This window comes from Aquimarina sp. KJ22-3 (assembly GCF_055808215.1).
The window spans coordinates 3,778,300-3,799,553 of the sequence record NZ_CM147859.1 but is presented as its reverse complement, the minus strand read 5'-3'; the positions used below and the strand labels follow the sequence as shown (position 1 = coordinate 3,799,553).

Sequence of the window (21,254 nt, the reverse complement as noted above, 5' to 3'; positions counted from 1 at the left end):
TAAAAGATATTTAAAAGAAGCCGTTTCAATTGCATTGAAATGGCTCTTTCTTTTTATATTTAGGCGGTCTTTGTGCTAAGGCAAAAGATTTTTAGAAATCATGATATAGAATTTAAGAAATGGCACTTTTTAAAAATATATTTTCCTCTGAAAAGAAAGAGACTCTAGATAAAGGATTAGAAAAAACCAAAACTAGTTTTTTTCTAAGCTTGGTAAAGCAGTTGCGGGTAAGTCCAAAGTTGATGATGATGTTTTGGATGAGCTTGAAGAAGTTTTGGTAACTAGTGATGTTGGTGTAAAGACAACTATAAAGATTATAGAGAGAATCGAAAATCGTGTAGCAAAAGATAAATATCTAGGTACAGATGAGTTGAATAAGATACTGCGAGAAGAGATTGCAGGGCTACTATCCGAAACAAATGTTGGTGAGGCTACAGATTATGAAATTCCAGAAGGTAAAAAGCCTTATGTGCTGATGGTCGTTGGAGTAAATGGAGTAGGTAAAACCACCACAATTGGAAAATTAGCATATCAGTTCAATAAAAAAGGTTTAAAAGTAGTACTAGGGGCAGCAGATACTTTTAGAGCCGCAGCAATAGATCAACTTCAGGTTTGGGCAGATCGAGTAGATATACCGATTGTAAAACAAGAGATGGGAAGTGATCCCGCCTCTGTAGCATTCGATACGTTACAATCTGGGGTAAATCAGGATGCAGATGTCATCATAATTGATACTGCGGGTCGATTGCATAATAAGATCAACTTGATGAATGAGCTGACCAAAGTAAAACGAGTAATGCAAAAGGTGATAGGCGATGCTCCTCATGATGTGTTACTGGTTTTGGATGGTTCTACAGGACAAAATGCTTTTGAACAAGCAAAACAATTTACTGCCGCAACAGAGGTGACTTCGATGGCAGTTACCAAATTAGATGGAACCGCCAAAGGTGGTGTAGTGATTGGAATTAGTGATCAATTTCAAATTCCTGTAAAATATATTGGTGTAGGAGAAGGCATAGAAGATCTTCAGGTTTTTAATAAATACGAATTTGTAGATTCTTTCTTTAAATAAAAGAATCTCTCTCAATAGTTAAAAAGGCATTTTGAACTCTTCAAAATGCCTTTTTTCGTTAATTTACTTTGGTATATAAGAAGAAGGCGTTGCAAAGTGAATCCGCTAAATGATACCAAATACACTAATTTCACTTCAATATCATACTTAAATAGTAGAAGTATACTCACTAAAATGCCTGTATAGATTAAATATGGTGAAAATGAAGAAGCAAGCTGTTTTGCATTGAGTCATTTTCTTATTGTTAGGTCGAGAATTATAACATTTATAAATAGAGAAATAAACATCACAAGGTTAAAAATTAAAAATCAGTGTAACATTTCAATTCGTCAAAACATAAATATAAGATGTCGCAACTATAGTTTAACCCTTAGCACGTAAATTTCATATGATGATTTTTAAAAAAGTAATCTAATAGGTATAGTAGTTTTTGTTACTCTTTTATCATGTATTCATATTCAAGCTCAATCCGAAAGTGATCAATTGCTGTGTAGAGTTTTGGATTCAAAAACAAAATACCCTGTCTATTATGCTACTATTAGGTTTTCAGGAACTAATAAAGGACTAATTGCTGATGACAAAGGGGAGTTTAGACTTTTGCCATACTCCAAAACAAATGAATCAGCCAAGATTACTATATCATCTATTGGGTATAGAACAAAAGAAATCTACTTGAGTGAGCTTCGCAAGGATCAAGTAAACATCATTCAACTATTGCCAGACGTTGAAGAATTGGAACAGGTGATGTTGGTCTCTAAAAAAAATGCCAAAAACAAAAAGGAGAAACGACCTAATGCAGAAGCGATTGTTGTAGAAGCCTTAAAAAAACTATCCGCCAATCATACCAGAAAGCCCTCTTCGTATATCGCCTATTACAGAGATTACCAACAACCTATAGATGACTCTTATGAAAAGGTGCGTAAGAAAAACGAAGGTGTGGAGTATCTCAATCTTAACGAAGGGATTGTAGAAGTGTTCGATGCTGGTTTTGGTACCGATTATTTTAACAATCAACAAAATCAGACTCTGGTCTATAAATATCATAAAAATGAAACTTTTGCCAGGGATAATACACTGTCGATTCCTTACGACAATAAAAGAAAAAAATATCTTGAGAACGTGAAAATTCCACCGTTTGGAGGAAATGAGTTAAGTGTGCTTAATGTAACCAATGCCATTCGGAATCATAATAAGGTGTCATTCTCTTTTGTGAATGTGTTTAGGGCGAATTTTATTCAAAATCACTTTTTTGAAGTAAATGGGATTAGTTACCGCAATGGACAGCCAATTTATGAGATTATTTTTAAAGCGCAAGAAAGTGTAGCAGGAAGAAAATACTTAGCTAAAGGAACTATTTTTATCGCTAAAGAAAACTATGCCATTCATAAACTCAATTATCAGGTGTATGAAAAAAGATTTAAAAAAATGCTGTATGGAGTTACTATGGAATACACCCCTATTGGCGAAAAAATGTATTTAAATTACATCACTTTTAATAATCGATTTCAGGTGAAAAGTGATGATTATTTCAAAGTGAAAGAAAAAAAGTTAAATGTCAAGGATCTATATTTCAATAATGAGTATTTCTATGTAGAAGATATTTTTTATGATGTTTATTTCAATAGAAAAGTAGATGAAGCATCAATTGCTCCGATTCATAAAAAATTTAAAGCGACTTATTCCTATAAAGAAGAGAAGATAGTGGTAAAAGAAGTGGTGGTTTTGGATGATCGGGTAAGAGTGTATTTGGATAAAAAACAATTGTTTTCTTTGCCTAATTTTAATGAAAAGACTTTCCCTGATGAGATCAGATTAAAAATTAAGAATATTAAAGATGTCGATGGGAATGTGTTGAACAAAACTCCTGATATTAAACTAAATCAGTATCGAGAAATGTTTGTGCAAGAGGTGTTTCCGGAAAAAGATTTACCTGAAGATGTTAAAGTGATGAACAAACATACACCCTTGGCAACTTCTGAAATCAATGAATTCGAAAGGAAAAATGAATATTGGTTGAACACCCCATTAAAGAAAAATAAGACTCAATAGATCGTCCCAATGTGTGGTTGATCCTATTTTGTAAGGATATTGTTATTAAAGCGTTAAAAGAAAGAGTGTTAAGAGTATTTCTTAACCTCTTTTTTTATTTTAAGGTGAGTAATTAAAGATTTGGTTATGAACAGTAGGGGAGTACTCTTGGTTATTTTCTATTCAGTATTTTTTTTATCACTTGTCCATGCTCAAAATATCAGTACAGATCAGTTGATATGTAAAATAATAAATCAGGATTCCAAAACTCCGGTCTACTATGCTACGATAAAATTAGTAGGGACTAATCTAGGAGTTGTGGCAGATGATAAAGGACAATTTAGGTTGCCCGGGGATTTGGAAATGTCCAGTAAAATTAAGGTGTCTTCTATTGGATATGTTTCAAGAGAAATTTCAATTTCCGAATTGAACAAAAAAAATACGAATATCATCTATCTTACTCCAAGTATCGATCAGTTAGAAACAGTAACCCTTAAATCAAAGAAAAAAAGGAAGAAACTCTTATCCGCAAAACAGATAGTAAAAAAGGCAATAGCTAATATTGATAATAACTACCCACTAACCCCATTTTCCTATATTGCCTATTACAGGGATTACCAACAACCAGCAGATAGTTCGTATATCTCTCGGTCAAATAGGCAGTACATACCTGAGTATATTAACCTTAATGAAAGTGTAGTTCAAGTATATGATGCTGGTTTTGCCACAGACAATATGACTCATCAAAGAAATCAAACTGTGTTGTATAGTTATGTGGAGAATAAAGATTTTGAAAGGGACAATTCTTTATCTATTCCGTATGATAATCACAGTAAAAAGTATTTAGAGAATACAATTATCCCTGCCTTTGGAGGAAATGAGTTTAATATCTTACTACTAACTGATGCTTTGAGAAACCACGACAAACCATCGTTCTCATTTGTTGAAAATTTAAGAGAAGATTTTGTTGCAAACCATAGATTCGAATTGAATCAAATTCGCTTTTTAGACACTATTCCGATTTATGAAATAGACTTCTTTACTAACGCATATGCTTCAGGACCGCAACACTATGCTACAGGAAAGATATTCGTAAATACAGAGAGTTTTGCGATCCATAAATTGAGCTATACGGTGTTTGAATCCTTCAAAGATGCTCCGTTATATGCGATAACCATCGCCTACAAAAGTGTAGAGGAGAAGATGTATTTGAATTATATCACGTTCAATAATAGGTTTGAAGTATTTAAAGACCCCGAGTTTAAAATTGAGAATGTAGTATACAGTCCGCAAGAAAATATTCTAGATGTTTTCTTTAATAATGAATTGAATATCGACTTTATCACTAGTCGTTTAAAACGCCCTAAATTGAAACACAACGGAAAGGATGTTGGTATCACTAGTCTTTTGGTACTCGATCGACAAATTCAAATCAAATTAGACGATGTATCAAGATTAGGCATGACGGATGAAGAATCCAAGCATTTATCTAGAAGTATAGGTTTGATGTTGAAAGGAGTCAAAGATATACACGGTAATGTATTGCATGATATCCATAAATTGCTTTTGAATCAATACAGAGAGATATTTGTTCAGGAAGTTTTTCCAAACATGGAAATCCAGGAAGGATATGAAGTGATGGATAAGTATACTCCTTTGTCTAAGGCTGAAATCAATGATTTTGAGGATAAAAGTAAGTATTGGATCAATACTCCGTTAAAAAAAATAAAAAACATTGATTACTTTTCGTAAACGCCTATTTTTAGAAACCATAAGGTAAACACAAAAAGCATAAACTCTCTACTAATGAAAAAGATTGGTCTTCTATTAATTGTATTTTTTAGTTTTTTAGCATGTAAACAACAAAAGGAAACTAAACCTGTTGTCGAAAAGCAGCCTACGGTAACTTGGCAATCCTACGATGAAACAGCAGACCTGGCAAAAACTCTTGAGTTAGAGCAGGAACGAATGCATTTAAAATTGGTCAACTCTAAAGTTTATGATAAGAACAATATTTGGAAGGGAGTTGAACAGGAACTGGACTATTTTACTCCAGAAAAATATAATGCGCTGAAGGATGTAATTCTGGAAAAAGACATTCCAACATTACAGCAAAGTGTAATCGACGGTAAACTCACCTATGAAGACCTCACATTGTTTTATATCTATAGAATACGCAAATACGAAAGTGATAATAACTTGTCTCTTAATGGGGTGATTTTGCTGAATCCCAAGGTGGTAGCACAAGCTAGGGCTTTGGATCAAGTAGATAAATCGACTATCGATATTCATTCTGTGCATGGTATGCCGATATTACTGAAGGATAATATCAATACCGAAGGAATGATTACTACAGCAGGGGCTGTTGCTTTGCAAAATAATACAACGGGTGATGCTTTTATTACCAAAAGGCTATTGGATCAAAAAGCTTTGATTTTGGGGAAAGCTAATCTAAGTGAATGGGCGTATTTTATGTGTTCTGGATGTCCAGTTGGCTATAGTGCAGTAGGAGGACAAACCATGAATCCTTATGGTAGAATGGTTTTTGAATCCGGAGGGTCTAGTTCTGGTAGTGGAGTTACTGTAGCGGCAAACTATTGTGTAGCTGCTGTGGGGACAGAGACTAGTGGGTCTATCTTGTCACCTTCAAGTCAAAACTCGGTAGTGGGACTAAAACCTACGATTGGGGTATTGAGTAGATCGGGAATAGTTCCTATTTCCAGTACTTTGGACACCCCTGGGCCTATGACGAAAAACGTAATTGATAATGCCATTCTTTTTGATGCCTTGGTAGGGAAAGATGATCAAGATGAAGCTTCTGTAGCCGTAGAGGCCTCTTTTGTTGATCAGCTTAAGAATGCAACGATAAAAGGAAAGCGCTTTGGAGTGATAAAAGGATTATTGGAGGACTCTATCTATAACATCGCTGTAGAAAAACTGAAAAAAGCAGGTAGTGAGATTGTGGTGTTAGAACCAGAACAAACTCCGTTACCGGGTTTTTTGAGTATTCTGAATATTGATATGAAAAATGACTTGCCTAAGTATATCAGTCAAAATACAGGAGATCAGGTAACTATTAAAAATATTGAAGATGCTATTGCATTTAACAGAGAAGATTCTATAATCAGAATTCCTTATGGACAGCAATTGTTTGAAGGTATTATGCAGGATCCAACTACAGCAGAAGAGTTAGAAGAGATCAAAGCAAATCTTAAAAAAATGGCACGAGCTTATTTTGATGTGCATATAGATAAACATCAACTGGATGCCGTACTTTCTATTAATAATTACCATGCAGGATATGCTGCTGTTGCAAAATATCCAGCATTAACCGTTCCTATGGGGTATTCTGAAAAAGGAGAGCCAAAAGGACTTACTTTTATAGCCAAAGAATTTTCTGAAGGTCCATTGCTTCAGTATGGATATGGGTATGAGCAAGTTTCTAAAGAGAGAAAAATGCCGTCAAATTATGTAGAATAAGCCAAAGTACATTTTCAATAAATATTTATAAAGGGGATATCAATTATCCCCTTTGTACTCTCAAAAAATTAAAATTAGATCTCCAATCCCAAACAGGATGATATTACGTATGAAAAAAATATCTATCTATTTTTAGAGATTTATGTAAACCATGCTTCACACACAAATCAGTATTTCACTTTCTTGCACCTTACCCCCTTTTTTCAAACTCAAAAAAAATGGTGCCATGATGAAAGTATTATGTAACATATTACTGCAAAGGTTTCATAAATAAGAATTCTATTTTTTGAGATTATCTTTTTTGATTATTATGTCCTGGTAGTCTACCAATTCATTCGTATTCTGATTATCTTATTTGTTGAAAAAACAATTCATCTTTACTAACTCCTGGTCCTGTTCGTTCGTCCAGCATGATTCGTGTATCTTGTACCTTTTTTACATTCCAGTTATTACCCAACTTGTCGAGTGGAGGAGTACTGCCAAAATCTAATATAGCATTAAGCCCACCATCAGCACGAGTAACCACCGACCAGGTTCCGTCAAATACTTCACCTGTTGATGAATCTTCTATAGAAATCGAACCATCTGCTAAAAAGGTGAAGACAAAGTCTCTATAGTTTTGAGTTTCGTTACTCTCATTGTCTTTGTATTTTTGAACTTCCCAAGTGCCTTGAGTAATAGCTTTACTAAAATCATCGATAGTGCTATCATCTTCATCACAATCTTCCAAAGAATCCTCAATTACCTCTTCTAATTCATCAGTTCCGTCAATAGTAATTTCCGTATCATTGGTAAACACAATAGTAATCGGAAAGTTAATGTTAGCTACATCTCCTTCTTTCAGATCTTCTAGAAATCCAAACAATTCTCGGTCATTATTCATAGTCAATATTTGGGCAATTTCATTTTCCGAATCAAAATAGGAGATCTCAAAAGGATATTTAAAATCAACACATTCGATATTGGTGTCGTCTGCAGTGCAGGTGGTTGTCACAGATTCTAATTCCGAATTACTGGTAATTACTTGTTCTGTATAGTCGCTAAAAACAATGGTAATCGGATAAATGATTTCCAAGGTATCCGTATCATCACTTGACCCTGAGAAAATATCTTCAATGATCTGAAAATCTTCCTCAGAGCTTATGATCTGTTGAGTGCCATTTGCAATTACGGTAAGGGGCAATTTTACGGTAAAGCAGGTAGAATTGTCAATTATATTATCAATTGATCCATCATTAGCACTAACTTTAGACATTAAATCAGCAACTTTAGAATTTGCTTCTATAATTTGATTAGGGTTAGCTTCTACCAATAAATCAGACTCATTCCTGCAAGAAACGAGTATCGTAAATACAATTGAGGGCAAAAAAAGTAAAATGATTTTGGTTTTAGTTGTCATGCGCTAGTTTTAAAGCGTTACATCTATATAACAACTTACTCCCGAAAATCCCTTTCTATTTTTGGTTTTTTTCTTTTACGTTTAGATTTTTTATTTTTAGAAAAACGATTTACCCCTAATTATGCAAAAACAACTACTAGATAATGTTTGTAATGATTCGGTGTTTTCGGATATTTATAAAAAATATTCTAAGGATTTATTCGATTTTCTTTATTATAAATTTGGAGAAACATTTTCTCCGGAAGATAAGATGCAGGATGCATTTTTGAAACTATTAGATAAGTGTAAAGAGGTTACTCCCGAAAAGGCGAAAAGTTTTTTATTTACTGTCGCCAATAATACGATGCTTAATGCTATTAAGCATCAAAAAGTAGTACTGAAGTATAGACAAATAAAACCTAAAGAGTATACTAATGAATGCCCGGAATTTATTTTAGAACAGGAACAATTTCTTCAAAATTATCAGAAAGCTTTAGGTACTCTTACTGAGGATCAACGAGTTGCTTTTTTGTTGAATAAGGTGGAGGGTAAAACACAGTCAGAGATTGCTGAAATGCAAGGAACCACACGAAAGGCAATTGAAAATAGAATTTATGTTGCGTACAAAAAATTGAAAGCAAGTCTTGATGGTTTTCAATAATTTGAGTGTAATGAAAGGGAAATCAAGAACTTAGTTGTTATATTATAAAAAGAAAGAGATTTTGATATGGATAGAGAGTATCTTATTAAAAAGTGGTTGGCAGATGAATTAACACCAGAAGAGCTTCAGGCTTTTAAGGAGTTGGATGATTATGACTCTCATGTCAGAGTAATGAAAGGAGCAAAATCATTTAAGGCTTCAGATCATACAACTATTCCTGCTGCAGATGTTTTTCTGTCAAAAGCAAAATTAGAAAAGAGAAAAAGGAAATTCAAAAATTTCAGATACGATCGTGTTTTGAATATCGCCGCTGTCCTGGCGTTATTTATTGGTATAGGAAGCGTTTTCTTTTTGTCGAGAAGTAATACCGTGGAAACTGAAATCGGTGAAAAAGAAAATATTGAACTCCCCGATGGATCCTCCATAATGTTGAACTCAGGATCGTCTGTTACCTACAAACCTGGGAAATGGAGCGCAGAACGGATGGTAGAGTTAGAGGGTGAAGCTTTTTTTAAAGTAGGAAAAGGAAAAAGGTTTGACGTAGTAACACCGTCAGGAATTGTTACTGTACTAGGGACCGAATTTAATATCAAAAACAGAGAAGGTTATCTGGAAGTTACTTGTTATAAAGGTTTGATTAGACTAAAAAGTGGAGATTTGGACCTTAACATTAGAGCTGGTAGTACTTTTACAATGATCAAAGGAAAAACCAAGTTTGAAGAAATTGAAGAAGTATCCCCGGATTGGACAAATAATATCAGTGTCTTTGATAGTGTTACTTTTGAAGAGGTTTTAAAAGAGTTTGAAAGACAATACGAAGTAACCTTTTCTCTAGAAAATGTTGACGTTAATCGAATATTTACAGGTGGTTTTGTCCATAATGATTTAGAAGATGGTTTAAAATCAATAACTTTACCTTTAGATTTAATCTATTCTATTGATAAAAAAGGTACAATTACACTCAAAACGGCCAAGGAATAATACTGCAAATATATTTTGCCTTGGGGTTCTATTGTTTTTTTTAGGGAGTTTTATAATCAGTGGCCAGGAGGATAGTAATACAGAACCACTCTCTACTGTATTTACTGTCTTAGAAAAGAGATTTGAGTACAGATTTACCTTTGCCAATGAAATTATTGAAGGTGTTCGTTTGGTACCACCTGCTGAAAACCTTTCTTTTGAGGAAACATTAAGTTATTTAAAAGCAAATACTAATCTTACATTTACAATTATTAATCAAACGTTTGTTTCCGTTAATAAAGACCGTACATCTTTAATTACAATTTGTGGACAAATACGAGATATCGAGACGGGAAAAGGAATAGAAGGAGCCGAAATTATAGGAACACAACGATCTACCATAAGTAACGAAAATGGCTTTTTTCAAATCGAAGTAAGTGTGAGTAATGTAGTTTTCTTAATTAATCATATAGGATATCAACCATTAAATTTTGTACCAGATCAAAAACAGGATGAAAATTGCGAGGAGATACTTTTGACTCCTCAAACATTTAACCTGCAAGAAGTTATTCTTAAAAACTATATTACAAAAGGAATAGGGAAAACTGATACTGGAGCGTTAACAATCGATTATTCTAATTTTGGAAGCTTACCAGGGCTCATAGAAGCAGATGTTCTACAAACCATTCAAGCTTTGCCAGGTGTCCAAAGTGTAGATGAAACGGTGTCTAACATTAATGTAAGAGGAGGAACTCATGATCAAAACCTTATTCTATGGGATGGGATCAAAATGTATCAGTCTGGACATTTTTTCGGTTTGATTTCAGTATTTAATCCCAATATTACCGCAAAAGCTTCCTTGCTAAAGAATGGAACTTCACCCGAACATTCCGGAGCAGTATCTAGTACTATTGTTATGAATTCTCAGAAAAATATCAATGACACACTTTCTTTTGGATTTGGAGCTAACTTGATTAATGTAGATGGCTTTATTGATATTCCTACAGGTAAGAAATCCTCGTTACAAATTTCCGCCAGAAAATCCATCAGTAATCTCTACGAAACACCAACCTATTCTAGGTATTTTGATCGTATTGCACAGGATAATGAATTGGATAATAATGATCAAAATGTGATGAATTCTGATTTTGAATTCGATTTTTACGATACAAATCTGAGATGGAATTATCATATTTCTGAAAATGACAAGGTAAGACTCAATTTTTTGCTGATCAATAATGATTTAGTGTTTTCAGAAAACGCTACAATCAATAATATAGAGGCTTCTAGGCAGAGTAATATATCTCAAAACAGTATCGCTGGTGGAATATGGTATCATAGAAAGTGGAGTGATAAATTCGAATCGTCAATTCAATTGTATGAGACAAACTATGAGTTAAAAGCAACCGATGTGAATCTCCTACAAACCCAAAGATTTTTGCAAAAAAATGTGGTTTCCGAAACTGGTGTTACTCTTAAAACTATATACAAGCTAAATCAAAATTTATCCTTATTAAACGGATATCAGTTTGTAGAAACAGGAATTACAAATTTGAATGATATTGATACGCCTATTTTTGTTGATCAGGAGGTTAGGGTGGTTAGAAATCATGGTGTTTTCTCTGAATTAATTTACAAACCCCAACAGAAATCTAAAACTATACATTTAGGAGTTCGATATAGTTTTATAGATAAATTTAATAAACATATTATCGAACCTAGATTAAGCTATAATCAAAAACTAAATTCATATTGGAGTCTCGAGATTTTGGGTGAAATGAAACATCAAACAAGTTCTCAAATCATCAATTTTCAGAACGATTTTTTAGGGATAGAAAACAGGAGATGGTTTTTAAGTGATGAAGAAGAAATTCCTATTGTAACCAGTAATCAAGTTTCTATTGGCCTACAGTATAATAAAAAAGGATGGTTGATTGCCGGAGAAACGTATTACAAAAAAGTTAATGATATCACAGCGAGAAGTCAGGGATTTCAAAATAAATTCGAGTTTCAAAGAGGAATAGGGGATTATGCCGTAAGTGGATTGGATGTACTGGTTAATAAGCGTTTTGAAAATATAAGCGCTTGGTTAAGTTATAGTTTTGCAGATAATAATTATACCTTCAATACTTTTGAAGATACTAATTTTCCTAACAATACGGATATTACTCATGCCATTACCTTTGGGAGTTCTTATGCTTTAAGAGGGTTTAAGTTGTCGGCAGGGATCAACTGGAACTCTGGTTTGCCAACTACTCAACCTTTGACAGCAGATCCGGTTTTGGATGGAAATATTGATTTTGGAGAAGCTAATGCTGATCGCCTTAAAAACTACTTTCGTTTTGATATATCTGCCATATATGATTTTCAGTTAACTAAGAATATTAAAGCCCATGCAGGTGCGTCTATATGGAATTTGACAAACAACCGAAACGTTATTGGAAACTACTACAGGCTGAATGATCAAAATATTCCGTTGGAAATGACAAAAAACGCTTTGCGATTAACTCCAAATGCGGTGTTTCGTATATCTTTTTGATCTAGTTAATCAGTAAATTAATTTTTTGCCATAGTTCATTATCAAAGCTAGAAGGGCCAAGAAATGATGCACCTGCATTGTCGCCCAAACGTACAATAACTAGATTTTGACTAGGGACTACGTAGAGTTTCTGGTCATCTTTACCCAAGCCTGCAATTAAGTCCTGCGGAGCATCAGGAATAAGTTCTCCGTTGAACTGAGTTTCAGAAGCAGGGACTCTGTAGCTGGATGATCCGTTAAGCCACCACAGATAACCGTAGGCAGCGTTCAAGTCTTGGGATATTGAAGTCATGTCTTCAAAATATTGAGTGTCAGTCAGAATGTTGGTATTCTCCCAGCTACCTTCATTTAGGCTCAATAGTCCAAATCTTGCCATGCTCCTTGCTGTACTGTAAAATACATGAGCATATCCTAATCGAAGCCAGGTACCATCCATACCAATAGGACTACCTATTTTTGAATTAAAGTAATTATTGTAACTCGTATTTACAGCCGAAGAAACAATATCGGTGAGCAAAGTATATGCAGCGTTGTGATAGTACCAAAATGTTCCTGCCTCATTCAAATAAGTAAGGCAATCTGCATCTGTGCAATTGGTGTTCACAACATTATAATCCAAGCCAGTAGTCATGGTCAAATGATTTCGGATGCTGATTTGTGATTCTTGAGTGTCTGTAATATTGGCCCACCCACTTCCCAGATATAACGAAGAGGGTTCATCAATTTGTAAAAGCCCCTCTTGCTGAGCAATCCCGGTGAGGGTGGCAGTTAAGGTTTTTCCTGCAGAATACCAGGGGTAATTTTCAGAAGCAGAACCACCATTAAAGTATTTTTCGACAACAATCCTTCCGTTTTTCAAAATAATGAAAGCTTTGGTGTTGTTATTTTCTAAAAAGTCATACAAAGACTGTTCTTCATCTCCATTCCATCCCAAATCAGATATGGAAGCTTTTTCCCATTCCTGGGTGGTAACTGGCGGAAAATACATTTGACTTAAATCCGGAGAATCTGGCGGGAGCTCGCTGGTATTATCATCTTCAGAACATGATAGTATACCAAAACCAACCAAGGCTAATAATAGGTAGACCTTTTTCATAGGGTAGTAATGTTTGTAGATTTGGACTCAGTAATATACAAAAGGTTTAATTAGCCTAATAATCTTTAACATATTGTGCTCCAATTTGTATTCAAACTTGGTTTAATCATTGTATCTTTGCACACCTTTATCTGAAAGATATGAGAACAAAGACATTAAAAAAGAATAAGATCAATGTTGTAACACTTGGTTGTAGCAAGAATGTATATGATAGTGAAGTGTTGATGGGTCAACTAAAAGCAAACAACAAAGAAGTAGTTCATGAAGAGGAAGGAAATATTGTGGTGATCAATACTTGTGGTTTTATTGCAAATGCCAAAGAAGAATCTGTAAATACGATTTTGGAGTATGTGCAGAAAAAAGAAGATGGAGTTGTTGATAAAGTGTTTGTTACTGGTTGTCTTTCAGAAAGATACAAACCCGATCTAGAAGAGGAAATTCCAGATGTAGATCAATATTTCGGAACTACCGAATTGCCCGGTCTGTTAAAAGCACTTGGTGCAGATTACAAACACGAGTTGATAGGGGAGCGGCTTACCACAACGCCAAAAAACTATGCGTATCTCAAAATTGCTGAAGGATGTGATCGTCCTTGTTCTTTTTGTGCGATCCCTTTGATGAGAGGAAAGCATAAGTCTACTCCAATTGAGGATCTGGTAATAGAGACCGAAAAACTGGCAGCAGATGGAGTAAAAGAGCTGATTTTGATCGCTCAAGACCTTACCTATTACGGTTTGGATTTATATAAAGAACGAAAGTTAGCCGATTTGCTTAAAGTGTTGGTTAAGGTAGAAGGAATCGAATGGATTCGTTTGCATTATGCTTTTCCAACTGGTTTCCCGATGGAAGTTCTTGAGGTAATGAAGCAAGAACCTAAGATTTGTAATTATATCGATATTCCGTTACAGCATATTGCGGATCCGATACTAAAATCCATGCGTAGAGGCACTACCAAAGCCAAAACCACCAAACTGCTGCAAGAATTTAGAACGGCAGTTCCAGAAATGGCTATAAGAACAACGCTTATCGTAGGGTATCCGGGAGAGACCCAAGAAGACTTTGAAACCCTAAGAGATTGGGTGAAAGAAATGCGTTTTGAACGCCTGGGTTGTTTTACCTATTCGCATGAAGAAAATACCCATGCGTATTCGCTTGAAGATGATGTCCCGGAAGAAGTGAAAATGGAAAGGGCGAACGCAATTATGGAAATTCAGTCTCAGATTTCCTGGGAGTTAAATCAACAAAAGATAGGACAGGAATTCAAAATTGTCGTAGATCGTAAAGAAGGAAATTACTTTGTAGGAAGAACAGAGTTTGATTCTCCTGATGTTGATAATGAAGTGCTCATTGATGCTTCAAAACAATATCTAAAGGTAGGAGAGTTTGCTACGGTTAAAATTTATGAAGCCGAAGATTTTGATTTATACGGTGAGATCGTTTAATCTTCTTGTTCCTTATCAAAATATATCTTGTAAATAAAAAGAAGCTCTTTTTTGAGCTTCTTTTTATTTGATATTTATATGAAATGAGATTATAGTACCTCAAACAATTCACTTATCGGTTTGCGTACTTTTTTGCTGTTTTGTGTACCATCTTCACTAGAGCGATATCCTATAGTTGCGATTACTGCTGCCGATAATCCTTTTTCTTCCAGCCCTAAGATTTGTTCGTATTGTTCGGCCTCAAAACCTTCCATAGGACAAGCGTCAATTTTTAGTTCGGCACAGGCGGCAAGTAAATTTCCAAGTCCAATATAGGTCTGTTTTGCAGTCCAGGCTTTGACAACATCTTCTGGTAAACTACCTATTTTGGATTTCATAAAATCTCCATATCCAGATAGGTCGTCAACATTTAATCCTTGAGTATCTGCTTTCAACTTTAAGTATTCGTCGATTACTTCAGGTTGTACTTTGGTGTAGTTGCAAAATACAATCAAATGTGAAGCATCTACTATTTGTGATTGCCCCCAAGATGCCGGTTGTAACTTCTTTCGTAATTCCAAGTCCTCTATGATCAATACCTTATAGGCTTGTAGTCCATAAGATGAAGCAGATAATGAAATAGCTTCTTTTATATTGTCAAGGTCTGTTGCTGAAACTTTTTTAGTATCATCAAACTTTTTTGTGGCATAACGCCATTTTAAATTTTCTACTAGTTGCATGTTAATATGTTTTAAATAGACATTGGTACTTCTATTAGTAATAATTTTGATGTGCTGTTGGATTGGAATTCAACTTGATCCGTATCCCAAATACCGTATCCATCGCGTTGATTTAGCTGTTCTCCTTCTACGGTTATATCTCCTTCCAAAACAAAAACATAAACTCCGTTTTCTCCATTTTTAAGAGGATATGAAAAAGTATCTCCTTTTTCAAAAGTCCCCATATGAAACCAGGCGTTTTGATGTATCCATACCCCTTGATCATCTTTGTTGGGAGAGAGAATCTGTTGTAAGTTTCCTTGTAAATTCCTTTGATCAAGTGTTATTTGATCATATCTGGGGGCTACGTTTTTTTTGTCTGGAAACACCCAAATTTGAAGAAACTTGACCTCTTTGTCTTTGTTTTTATTGTATTCGCTATGGAAAACACCGGTTCCTGCACTCATCACCTGAATGTCTCCTTCTTTGATCACCGTAGTATTCCCCATGCTATCCTGATGTTCGAGATCGCCTTCTAATGGAATAGAAATAATTTCCATATTGTCGTGAGGGTGTTTCCCAAAACCCATTCCTGGAGCTACAGTGTCATCATTAAGAACACGTAGTGCTCCAAAGTTGGTTCGTTCGGGATTGTAGTAATTAGCAAAACTAAAAGAGTGGTAGGAATTCAACCATCCATGATTTGCTTTTCCTCTTGTTTCTGCTTTGTGCAATGTTGTTTTCATTGTGTCACCTTTCTTTTATAAATTAGTTTGCAGTACAAAGTTGGTGATACTATAGTAAAGAAGAAATGCGAGAACACTGGATAGGCATATAAAAATCCGATATATATCCTATTTTCCATATTGAGAAGGAGATATACCGGTGATTTTCTTGAAAAAATTGCTGAAGTTAGAAGGTTCAGAAAATCCTAATTCATATGAAATTTCTTTGGTGGTAAGATCCGAGAAGTACAGCATTCTCTTGGCTGCAATTATGATTCTGGATTGCAAGTATTCTTTGGCGGTTTTACTAATTAAAAGCTTAATAGTGCGGTTCAAATGATCGGGAGTAACATGTAACTCTTCTGCATATTGATGTACCTTGTGCCATTCAGAAAAATGATTTTCGACCAGATTTTTATAGGCTTTAAGGATAGTGGTGCCGGCATGTACCTGTTGTGGATTTTTTTGTTCCAAAGTACATATGTTGTTACAGGTGATTAGAAAAAGTTTCAAAAGAGCTCCTATCGCAGACATCTTAAATTTGGTTTCCGAGCTTAAGGTAGTTAGCATCTGATGGCTGTACTGATTCAAAATATCAATTTCTTGTTCATCAAGAGGTAATGGGGGCGATTGCCCGTAATCAGTAAATAAGTTAATGTCTTCTATAAAACAATAGTCGATATGATTCTCTTCCAGAAATTCTCTTGAGAAAGTAATAACCCATCCATTGGATTGCTCTTTTTCTATAATTTGGTGTACTTGTCCGGGACTTACGAAAAAAATAAGGTTATCGGAGAGTTGATATTCATTAAAATCGATAAGATGAATACCAGAAGCTTTTTTTGCGAAAATTATGGTGTAAAAATCATGACGATGTGGTTGATCGGTATTTCCTTTTTGTTGATCATAAATATCCTCCATTCTCCGGATATTAAATAAGAGTTTATTATTGGAGTGATCAATAAGCTCGTATGTTGGGATAGATGAAGGTTGCGTCATAAATATAAAAATGAAACAAAAATTTAGTTTCAAGATACGCGTTTTTTGCTTTGTTGATTGTTAGGAGTATGTTATTTGTATAAGGAAATGTTTGTTCTTGTAAAAATGATGAGGTCATGATCATCCTAGTAAGGACTGTAAGAATAGTAACGAAATACTATTAAATGTGAAAGGAGGTCAATATTGACCTCCTTTTTATGTGTATACTACTTATATTTTTTTTGGCTAATTCAAATAGTACTGTAGTATTGTATTATAAAGTTGTGATTAATAAAGAACTACTCCACTTGCTAAATTCTGTGTCAGAACATTTAGTTCTTACAATCACGATGTACTCTGTAGAAGATTTTAGGTTGTTGATAGTTACTGTATTTGTTTGAGTTGATATCAATTCAGAATCGTTAATGATAGCTGTAAATGTGTCATCTAATGATACTGGCTTCTCAGCATATCGGATTTCCCATGTAAGACTTTGAGAATTTTCAGCATCCCAAGTTACATTTACTTTTTCTGTAGTAACTTCTCCAGCAGTAAGCCTTTGTGGTACGATACATAAATCGGTTACATCTTCATTATTTGGATCAACACCAATAGTATCTGTTTCTTCTGTATTTGTTTGATCAGTTTGCAAAGGTGCAATATCAAAATCTTCTGTTTCGCATGAGATGAATACAGAAATAGCAGCTAGTAGAATGGGTAATTTTTTTAACATGATTGAGATTTTTTCGTTTAGTTTTTGTTTTTGAAATCGGGGACAAAATTATCTAAAAATAGTATTCAAAATACCCTTTGAAATTGTGGCTAATGTTTTGCGATCAAATTGTAAATTGAAGTATTTTTATAAGAAAATTGATAGGAATTAGAAAACGATAATGGTTCTCTTGACGATATTAAAAATATGATTAAAAAAGCTTCATTTTAATAAAAAATAGACAACTTGAAAAAAACGCAAAAAGGATTAAAATTAACAATAGTTTAATATTGGAGCCTTTTTTGAGGTTTAAATTATTGTTTTTTCAATGAAATATTGAATTTAATGATAATTATTCAAAACCGACTGTATTTCTTTATTTGTATAAATTGTTTTGATTAAAAGGAATGTGTACTTGATAAAAAACAACACAGAAATACGGTGTTTTTTACCTAAAATTTATCGTGTAATGGGGGTTCAATAAAACAAATTTTACACTTGGGTTTAATAAAAATGTAACTGTGTATCGTTCGTGGTTTTGAAATGCTTATTAATTGTTCAGAATGATTAGTTTTTGCCAAATCTTTCTACTTAATCCTGTTGTCAGTGTTTCTATCTCATTTACTGCGCTTACTACGGCTTCTTCTGGTAAACTTTGAGAATATAGTGCGGCTACTTTTCCTACCAAAGCGGTTGCTTCGGAACAGTAGTCCAGATATCGTTGTAACTCAAACTTGGTAAGTGTTCGTTTTGGAGAATGTTCGGTAGCAGATTCTGGATTATCATTTACATAAGGATCTTTGGTAAGCTGGTGCATATCGATAACATGAGCAATTACTCTAAGTTCATTTAGAGATTTTAAAGCTTTCCTGGTTTTAAGGCGGGATTCTAAAGACACTAAAAAGAAAATAGCTGCACCTACAAGTATGATGTCATTGAAAATAGCCTCAGAGACGGTGACCACATTAGCCAATGTGGTATTTTCAATTTTGAGGTCAATTAACGTAATACTATACAGTAACCCGGCTATACCTATTAGTATAATAAGGTAGGAAAAAAATCGTAACGAAATATTGGGCCTCGATATCCAGTGAATATTATGTTGACTTTGCTGGGCAATGGTCAAAAACTGAAGACATATCTTTCTTAGGTTCGAATTTGGAAATCGATCGGCAACTCTTTTTCAAGTTGGTCAATAGTGTTTATTATTTTTTCCGACTCGAGTCGTACCGTATCATTCATATGTCAAATTGATCTTGTTTTGGTAAATATAAAAAAAGCCGAAACAAATAGTTTCGGCTTTACAATTTGTATATGAGTTTTAAGACTTAGGAACCGGAAAACCTCTGTCCTTCATCAATGCCTCTATATTTGCATCACGACCTCTAAACTTTCTATAAGCTTCAGCAGGATCCATAGCATTTCTTGGAGCGAATAAATATTTAACTAATTTATCGGCTACTTCTTTGTCATAAAATCCTTCTGGAGCTTCTGCAAATGCTTCGGCAGCATCAGACGTAAGTACATCTGCCCACATATAGCCATAGTAAGCTGTTGCATATCCTTCTCCAGAAAAAACATGTCCAAAATGAGGAGTGCGATGACGCATCACCAATTCTTTAGGCATTTTTAGTTCGGCTAGAGTTTCTCTTTCAAATTTATCTACATCAATATTAGATGGATCTGCAAGATGAAATTTCATATCCATTAAGGCAGATGCTAAATATTCTGTAGTAGCAAAACCTTGATTAAAAGTTGCTGCTTTTTTAATTTTCTCTACTAATGCTTTTGGGATAGGCTCTCCCGTCTTGTAATGCATCAAGTAATTATCAATCACTTTGTCTGTAGATAACCATCTTTCTAGTAACTGAGATTGAAATTCTGTATAATCTCTAACTCCACCATTTAGTGTAGGATATCTCACTTCGGAGGCAAAGAAATGTAGTGCATGACCAAACTCATGGAAAAATGTTTCTGCATCATCCCAAGATACCAAAACAGGCTCGCCGGGAGCGGGTTTTACAAAATTGGAGTTGTTCGATCCAAGAACTGTCTTTTTACCATCAAAGGTCGTGTGGCTTCTATAAGTAGTCGCCCAGGCACCAGAACGTTTTCCTTTTCTTGCAAATGGATCCAAATACCATAATCCAATGTGTTCTCCTGTAGTCTTGTCATTTACTTCCCAAACTTTTACATCAGGATGAAAAACAGGAACTTTTCCTTCTGCGATTTCTGAGAATTTGAAATTAAACAACTCTCCAGCCACAAAGAACATGGCTTCACGTAGTTTATCTAATTGTAAATATTGTTTTACCTCGTCTGAGTCTAGGTCGTATTTTTTTACGCACTTTTTCGGCATAGTAGCGGTAGTCCCAAGGTTCAATAGTAATCTTATCCCCATTAGCATCGGCAACGGCTTGCATATCTGCTACTTCTTCTTTTACACGTGCAATCGAAGCAGGCCAAACGGCATTCATAAGCGTCATTGCATTTTCTGGATTTTTGGCCATTCTGTTTTGTAATCTCCAATCGGCATAATTGTCATATCCCAAAAGGCCTACGCGTTCTTTTCTAAGTTTAAGAATTTTAGAAATATTTTCATTGTTATCATGATCATCTCCATTGTCTCCTCTAGAGTAGTAATTTTTCCATACTTTCTCTCTGAGGTCTCGTTCGTCTGAGTAGGTTAAAAAAGGATCCATAGACGATCTGGTATTTGTAACCGCGTATTTACCTTCTTCACCACGATCTGTAGCTGCTTTGGCATACGCCTTAATCAAAGGCTCTGATAATCCACTAAGTTGATCCTTGGTAAGATAGGTAACATACCCTTCCTCATCTGCCAAAATATTATTAGAGAAATTAGTATATAGTCCAGACAATTCTTTATTAATTTCGGCATACCTTTTTTCTTTTCGGCGTCTAGTTCTGCTCCATTCATAGCAAACTGCTCGTATACCAGTTGTACCACTCTCTGTTGATCTGCTTCCAAAGGTGTCTTTTGTGAGCTTTCGTATACCGCTTTGATTCTTTGAAATAATTTCTCGTTTTGCGAAATTTTAGATCTGAAATCAGATATTTTTGGAGCCATTTCTTTTTGTACCTCTCTAAATTCTGTAGAGGACATATTACTGCTTAGAATACCGTAATAAGTAAAAGCTCTACTTAATTCTTGACCAGAACGTTCCATAGCTTCAATGGTGTTTTTGAAGGTTGGAGGCTCTGTGTTGTTCGCTATTTTTTCGATTTCCTGTAGATTGATTTCCATTCCTTTTTCAAGGGCGGGTTTGATATCAGCTACCTTCATTTTATCAAAGGCAGGAGTACCTCCATAATCTCCAGTCCACTCTTCTAATAAGAGATTTTTTGTTTCTTCGGTTTTCATGCTTTCTGCTGTCTCCTTCTTTTTATCACAACTCGATAGCAATACTGCGGTTAGCAGTAGCATCGATGCTGCTTTTTTAGGAATGTGTTGGATATTCATT

General features: G+C 34.7%; 14 protein-coding genes and 2 pseudogenes. 8 read left to right on the top strand and 8 right to left on the bottom strand.

Annotated elements, in window-relative coordinates; genetic code table 11:
• The first annotated feature begins 119 nt into the window (after positions 1-119).
• From ftsY to AC0L3Q_RS17380, 4 genes and pseudogenes are all read left to right on the top strand, one after another.
• Positions 120-1,072 (top strand): annotated as a pseudogene (gene ftsY, locus AC0L3Q_RS17395) (signal recognition particle-docking protein FtsY).
• A gap of 498 nt (positions 1,073-1,570) precedes the next feature.
• A complete protein-coding gene (locus AC0L3Q_RS17390; RefSeq protein WP_473281407.1) occupies positions 1,571-3,121 on the top strand; it encodes a carboxypeptidase-like regulatory domain-containing protein in 1,551 nt (516 codons plus the stop codon).
• Positions 3,122-3,247: 126 nt separating this feature from the next.
• Entirely contained in the window at positions 3,248-4,852 is a 1,605-nt protein-coding gene (locus AC0L3Q_RS17385; RefSeq protein ID WP_473281405.1) for a carboxypeptidase-like regulatory domain-containing protein, read from the top strand.
• A 54-nt stretch (positions 4,853-4,906) separates the two neighbouring features.
• The gene (locus AC0L3Q_RS17380; RefSeq protein WP_473281403.1) at positions 4,907-6,580 is read left to right on the top strand and encodes an amidase family protein; all 1,674 of its coding nucleotides are present in this window, start codon (positions 4,907-4,909) and stop codon (positions 6,578-6,580) included.
• A 346-nt stretch (positions 6,581-6,926) separates the two neighbouring features.
• On the opposite strand, the gene AC0L3Q_RS17375 is transcribed toward AC0L3Q_RS17380, so the two are convergent.
• On the bottom strand, positions 6,927-7,979 hold the full coding sequence (locus tag AC0L3Q_RS17375; RefSeq protein WP_473281401.1) for a hypothetical protein: 1,053 nt from the start codon (positions 7,977-7,979) through the stop codon (positions 6,927-6,929).
• Positions 7,980-8,100: 121 nt separating this feature from the next.
• Between AC0L3Q_RS17375 and AC0L3Q_RS17370 the strand changes: the two genes are divergently transcribed.
• The 3 genes from AC0L3Q_RS17370 (at position 8,101) to AC0L3Q_RS17360 (ending at position 12,118) form a co-directional block, all read left to right on the top strand.
• Positions 8,101-8,619, top strand: a complete 519-nt coding sequence (locus AC0L3Q_RS17370) for an RNA polymerase sigma factor (RefSeq protein WP_473281399.1) — start codon at positions 8,101-8,103, stop codon at positions 8,617-8,619.
• A gap of 66 nt (positions 8,620-8,685) precedes the next feature.
• Positions 8,686-9,600: a FecR family protein gene (locus AC0L3Q_RS17365; RefSeq protein WP_473281396.1), complete on the top strand. Its 915-nt coding sequence runs from the start codon at positions 8,686-8,688 to the stop codon at positions 9,598-9,600.
• Positions 9,557-12,118 carry a TonB-dependent receptor gene (locus tag AC0L3Q_RS17360; protein WP_473281393.1) on the top strand — a complete coding sequence of 854 codons (2,562 nt, stop codon included), beginning with the start codon at positions 9,557-9,559 and terminating at the stop codon, positions 12,116-12,118. Before AC0L3Q_RS17365 ends, AC0L3Q_RS17360 begins: the two co-directional genes overlap by 44 nt.
• A gap of 1 nt (position 12,119) precedes the next feature.
• On the opposite strand, the gene AC0L3Q_RS17355 is transcribed toward AC0L3Q_RS17360, so the two are convergent.
• Entirely contained in the window at positions 12,120-13,214 is a 1,095-nt protein-coding gene (locus tag AC0L3Q_RS17355; RefSeq protein WP_473281391.1) for a serine hydrolase domain-containing protein, read from the bottom strand.
• A 140-nt stretch (positions 13,215-13,354) separates the two neighbouring features.
• Between AC0L3Q_RS17355 and rimO the strand changes: the two genes are divergently transcribed.
• On the top strand, positions 13,355-14,656 hold the full coding sequence (rimO, locus tag AC0L3Q_RS17350) for a 30S ribosomal protein S12 methylthiotransferase RimO (protein ID WP_473281388.1): 1,302 nt from the start codon (positions 13,355-13,357) through the stop codon (positions 14,654-14,656).
• An 89-nt stretch (positions 14,657-14,745) separates the two neighbouring features.
• On the opposite strand, the gene AC0L3Q_RS17345 is transcribed toward rimO, so the two are convergent.
• From AC0L3Q_RS17345 to AC0L3Q_RS17320, 6 genes and pseudogenes are all read right to left on the bottom strand, one after another.
• The gene (locus AC0L3Q_RS17345) at positions 14,746-15,375 is read right to left on the bottom strand and encodes an NAD(P)H-dependent oxidoreductase (RefSeq protein ID WP_473281386.1); all 630 of its coding nucleotides are present in this window, start codon (positions 15,373-15,375) and stop codon (positions 14,746-14,748) included.
• Positions 15,376-15,386: 11 nt separating this feature from the next.
• Positions 15,387-16,100 carry a pirin family protein gene (locus AC0L3Q_RS17340; RefSeq protein ID WP_473281384.1) on the bottom strand — a complete coding sequence of 238 codons (714 nt, stop codon included), beginning with the start codon at positions 16,098-16,100 and terminating at the stop codon, positions 15,387-15,389.
• Positions 16,101-16,208: 108 nt separating this feature from the next.
• On the bottom strand, positions 16,209-17,078 hold the full coding sequence (locus tag AC0L3Q_RS17335; RefSeq protein ID WP_473281382.1) for an AraC family transcriptional regulator: 870 nt from the start codon (positions 17,076-17,078) through the stop codon (positions 16,209-16,211).
• A 253-nt stretch (positions 17,079-17,331) separates the two neighbouring features.
• Complete coding sequence (locus AC0L3Q_RS17330; RefSeq protein ID WP_473281380.1) at positions 17,332-17,790, bottom strand: fibronectin type III domain-containing protein; 459 nt, start codon at positions 17,788-17,790, stop codon at positions 17,332-17,334.
• 529 nt (positions 17,791-18,319) lie between these two features.
• Complete coding sequence (locus tag AC0L3Q_RS17325; protein ID WP_473281378.1) at positions 18,320-18,742, bottom strand: hypothetical protein; 423 nt, start codon at positions 18,740-18,742, stop codon at positions 18,320-18,322.
• Positions 18,743-19,090: 348 nt separating this feature from the next.
• Positions 19,091-21,217, bottom strand: a pseudogene (locus tag AC0L3Q_RS17320) (M3 family metallopeptidase).
• Positions 21,218-21,254 lie beyond the last annotated feature (37 nt).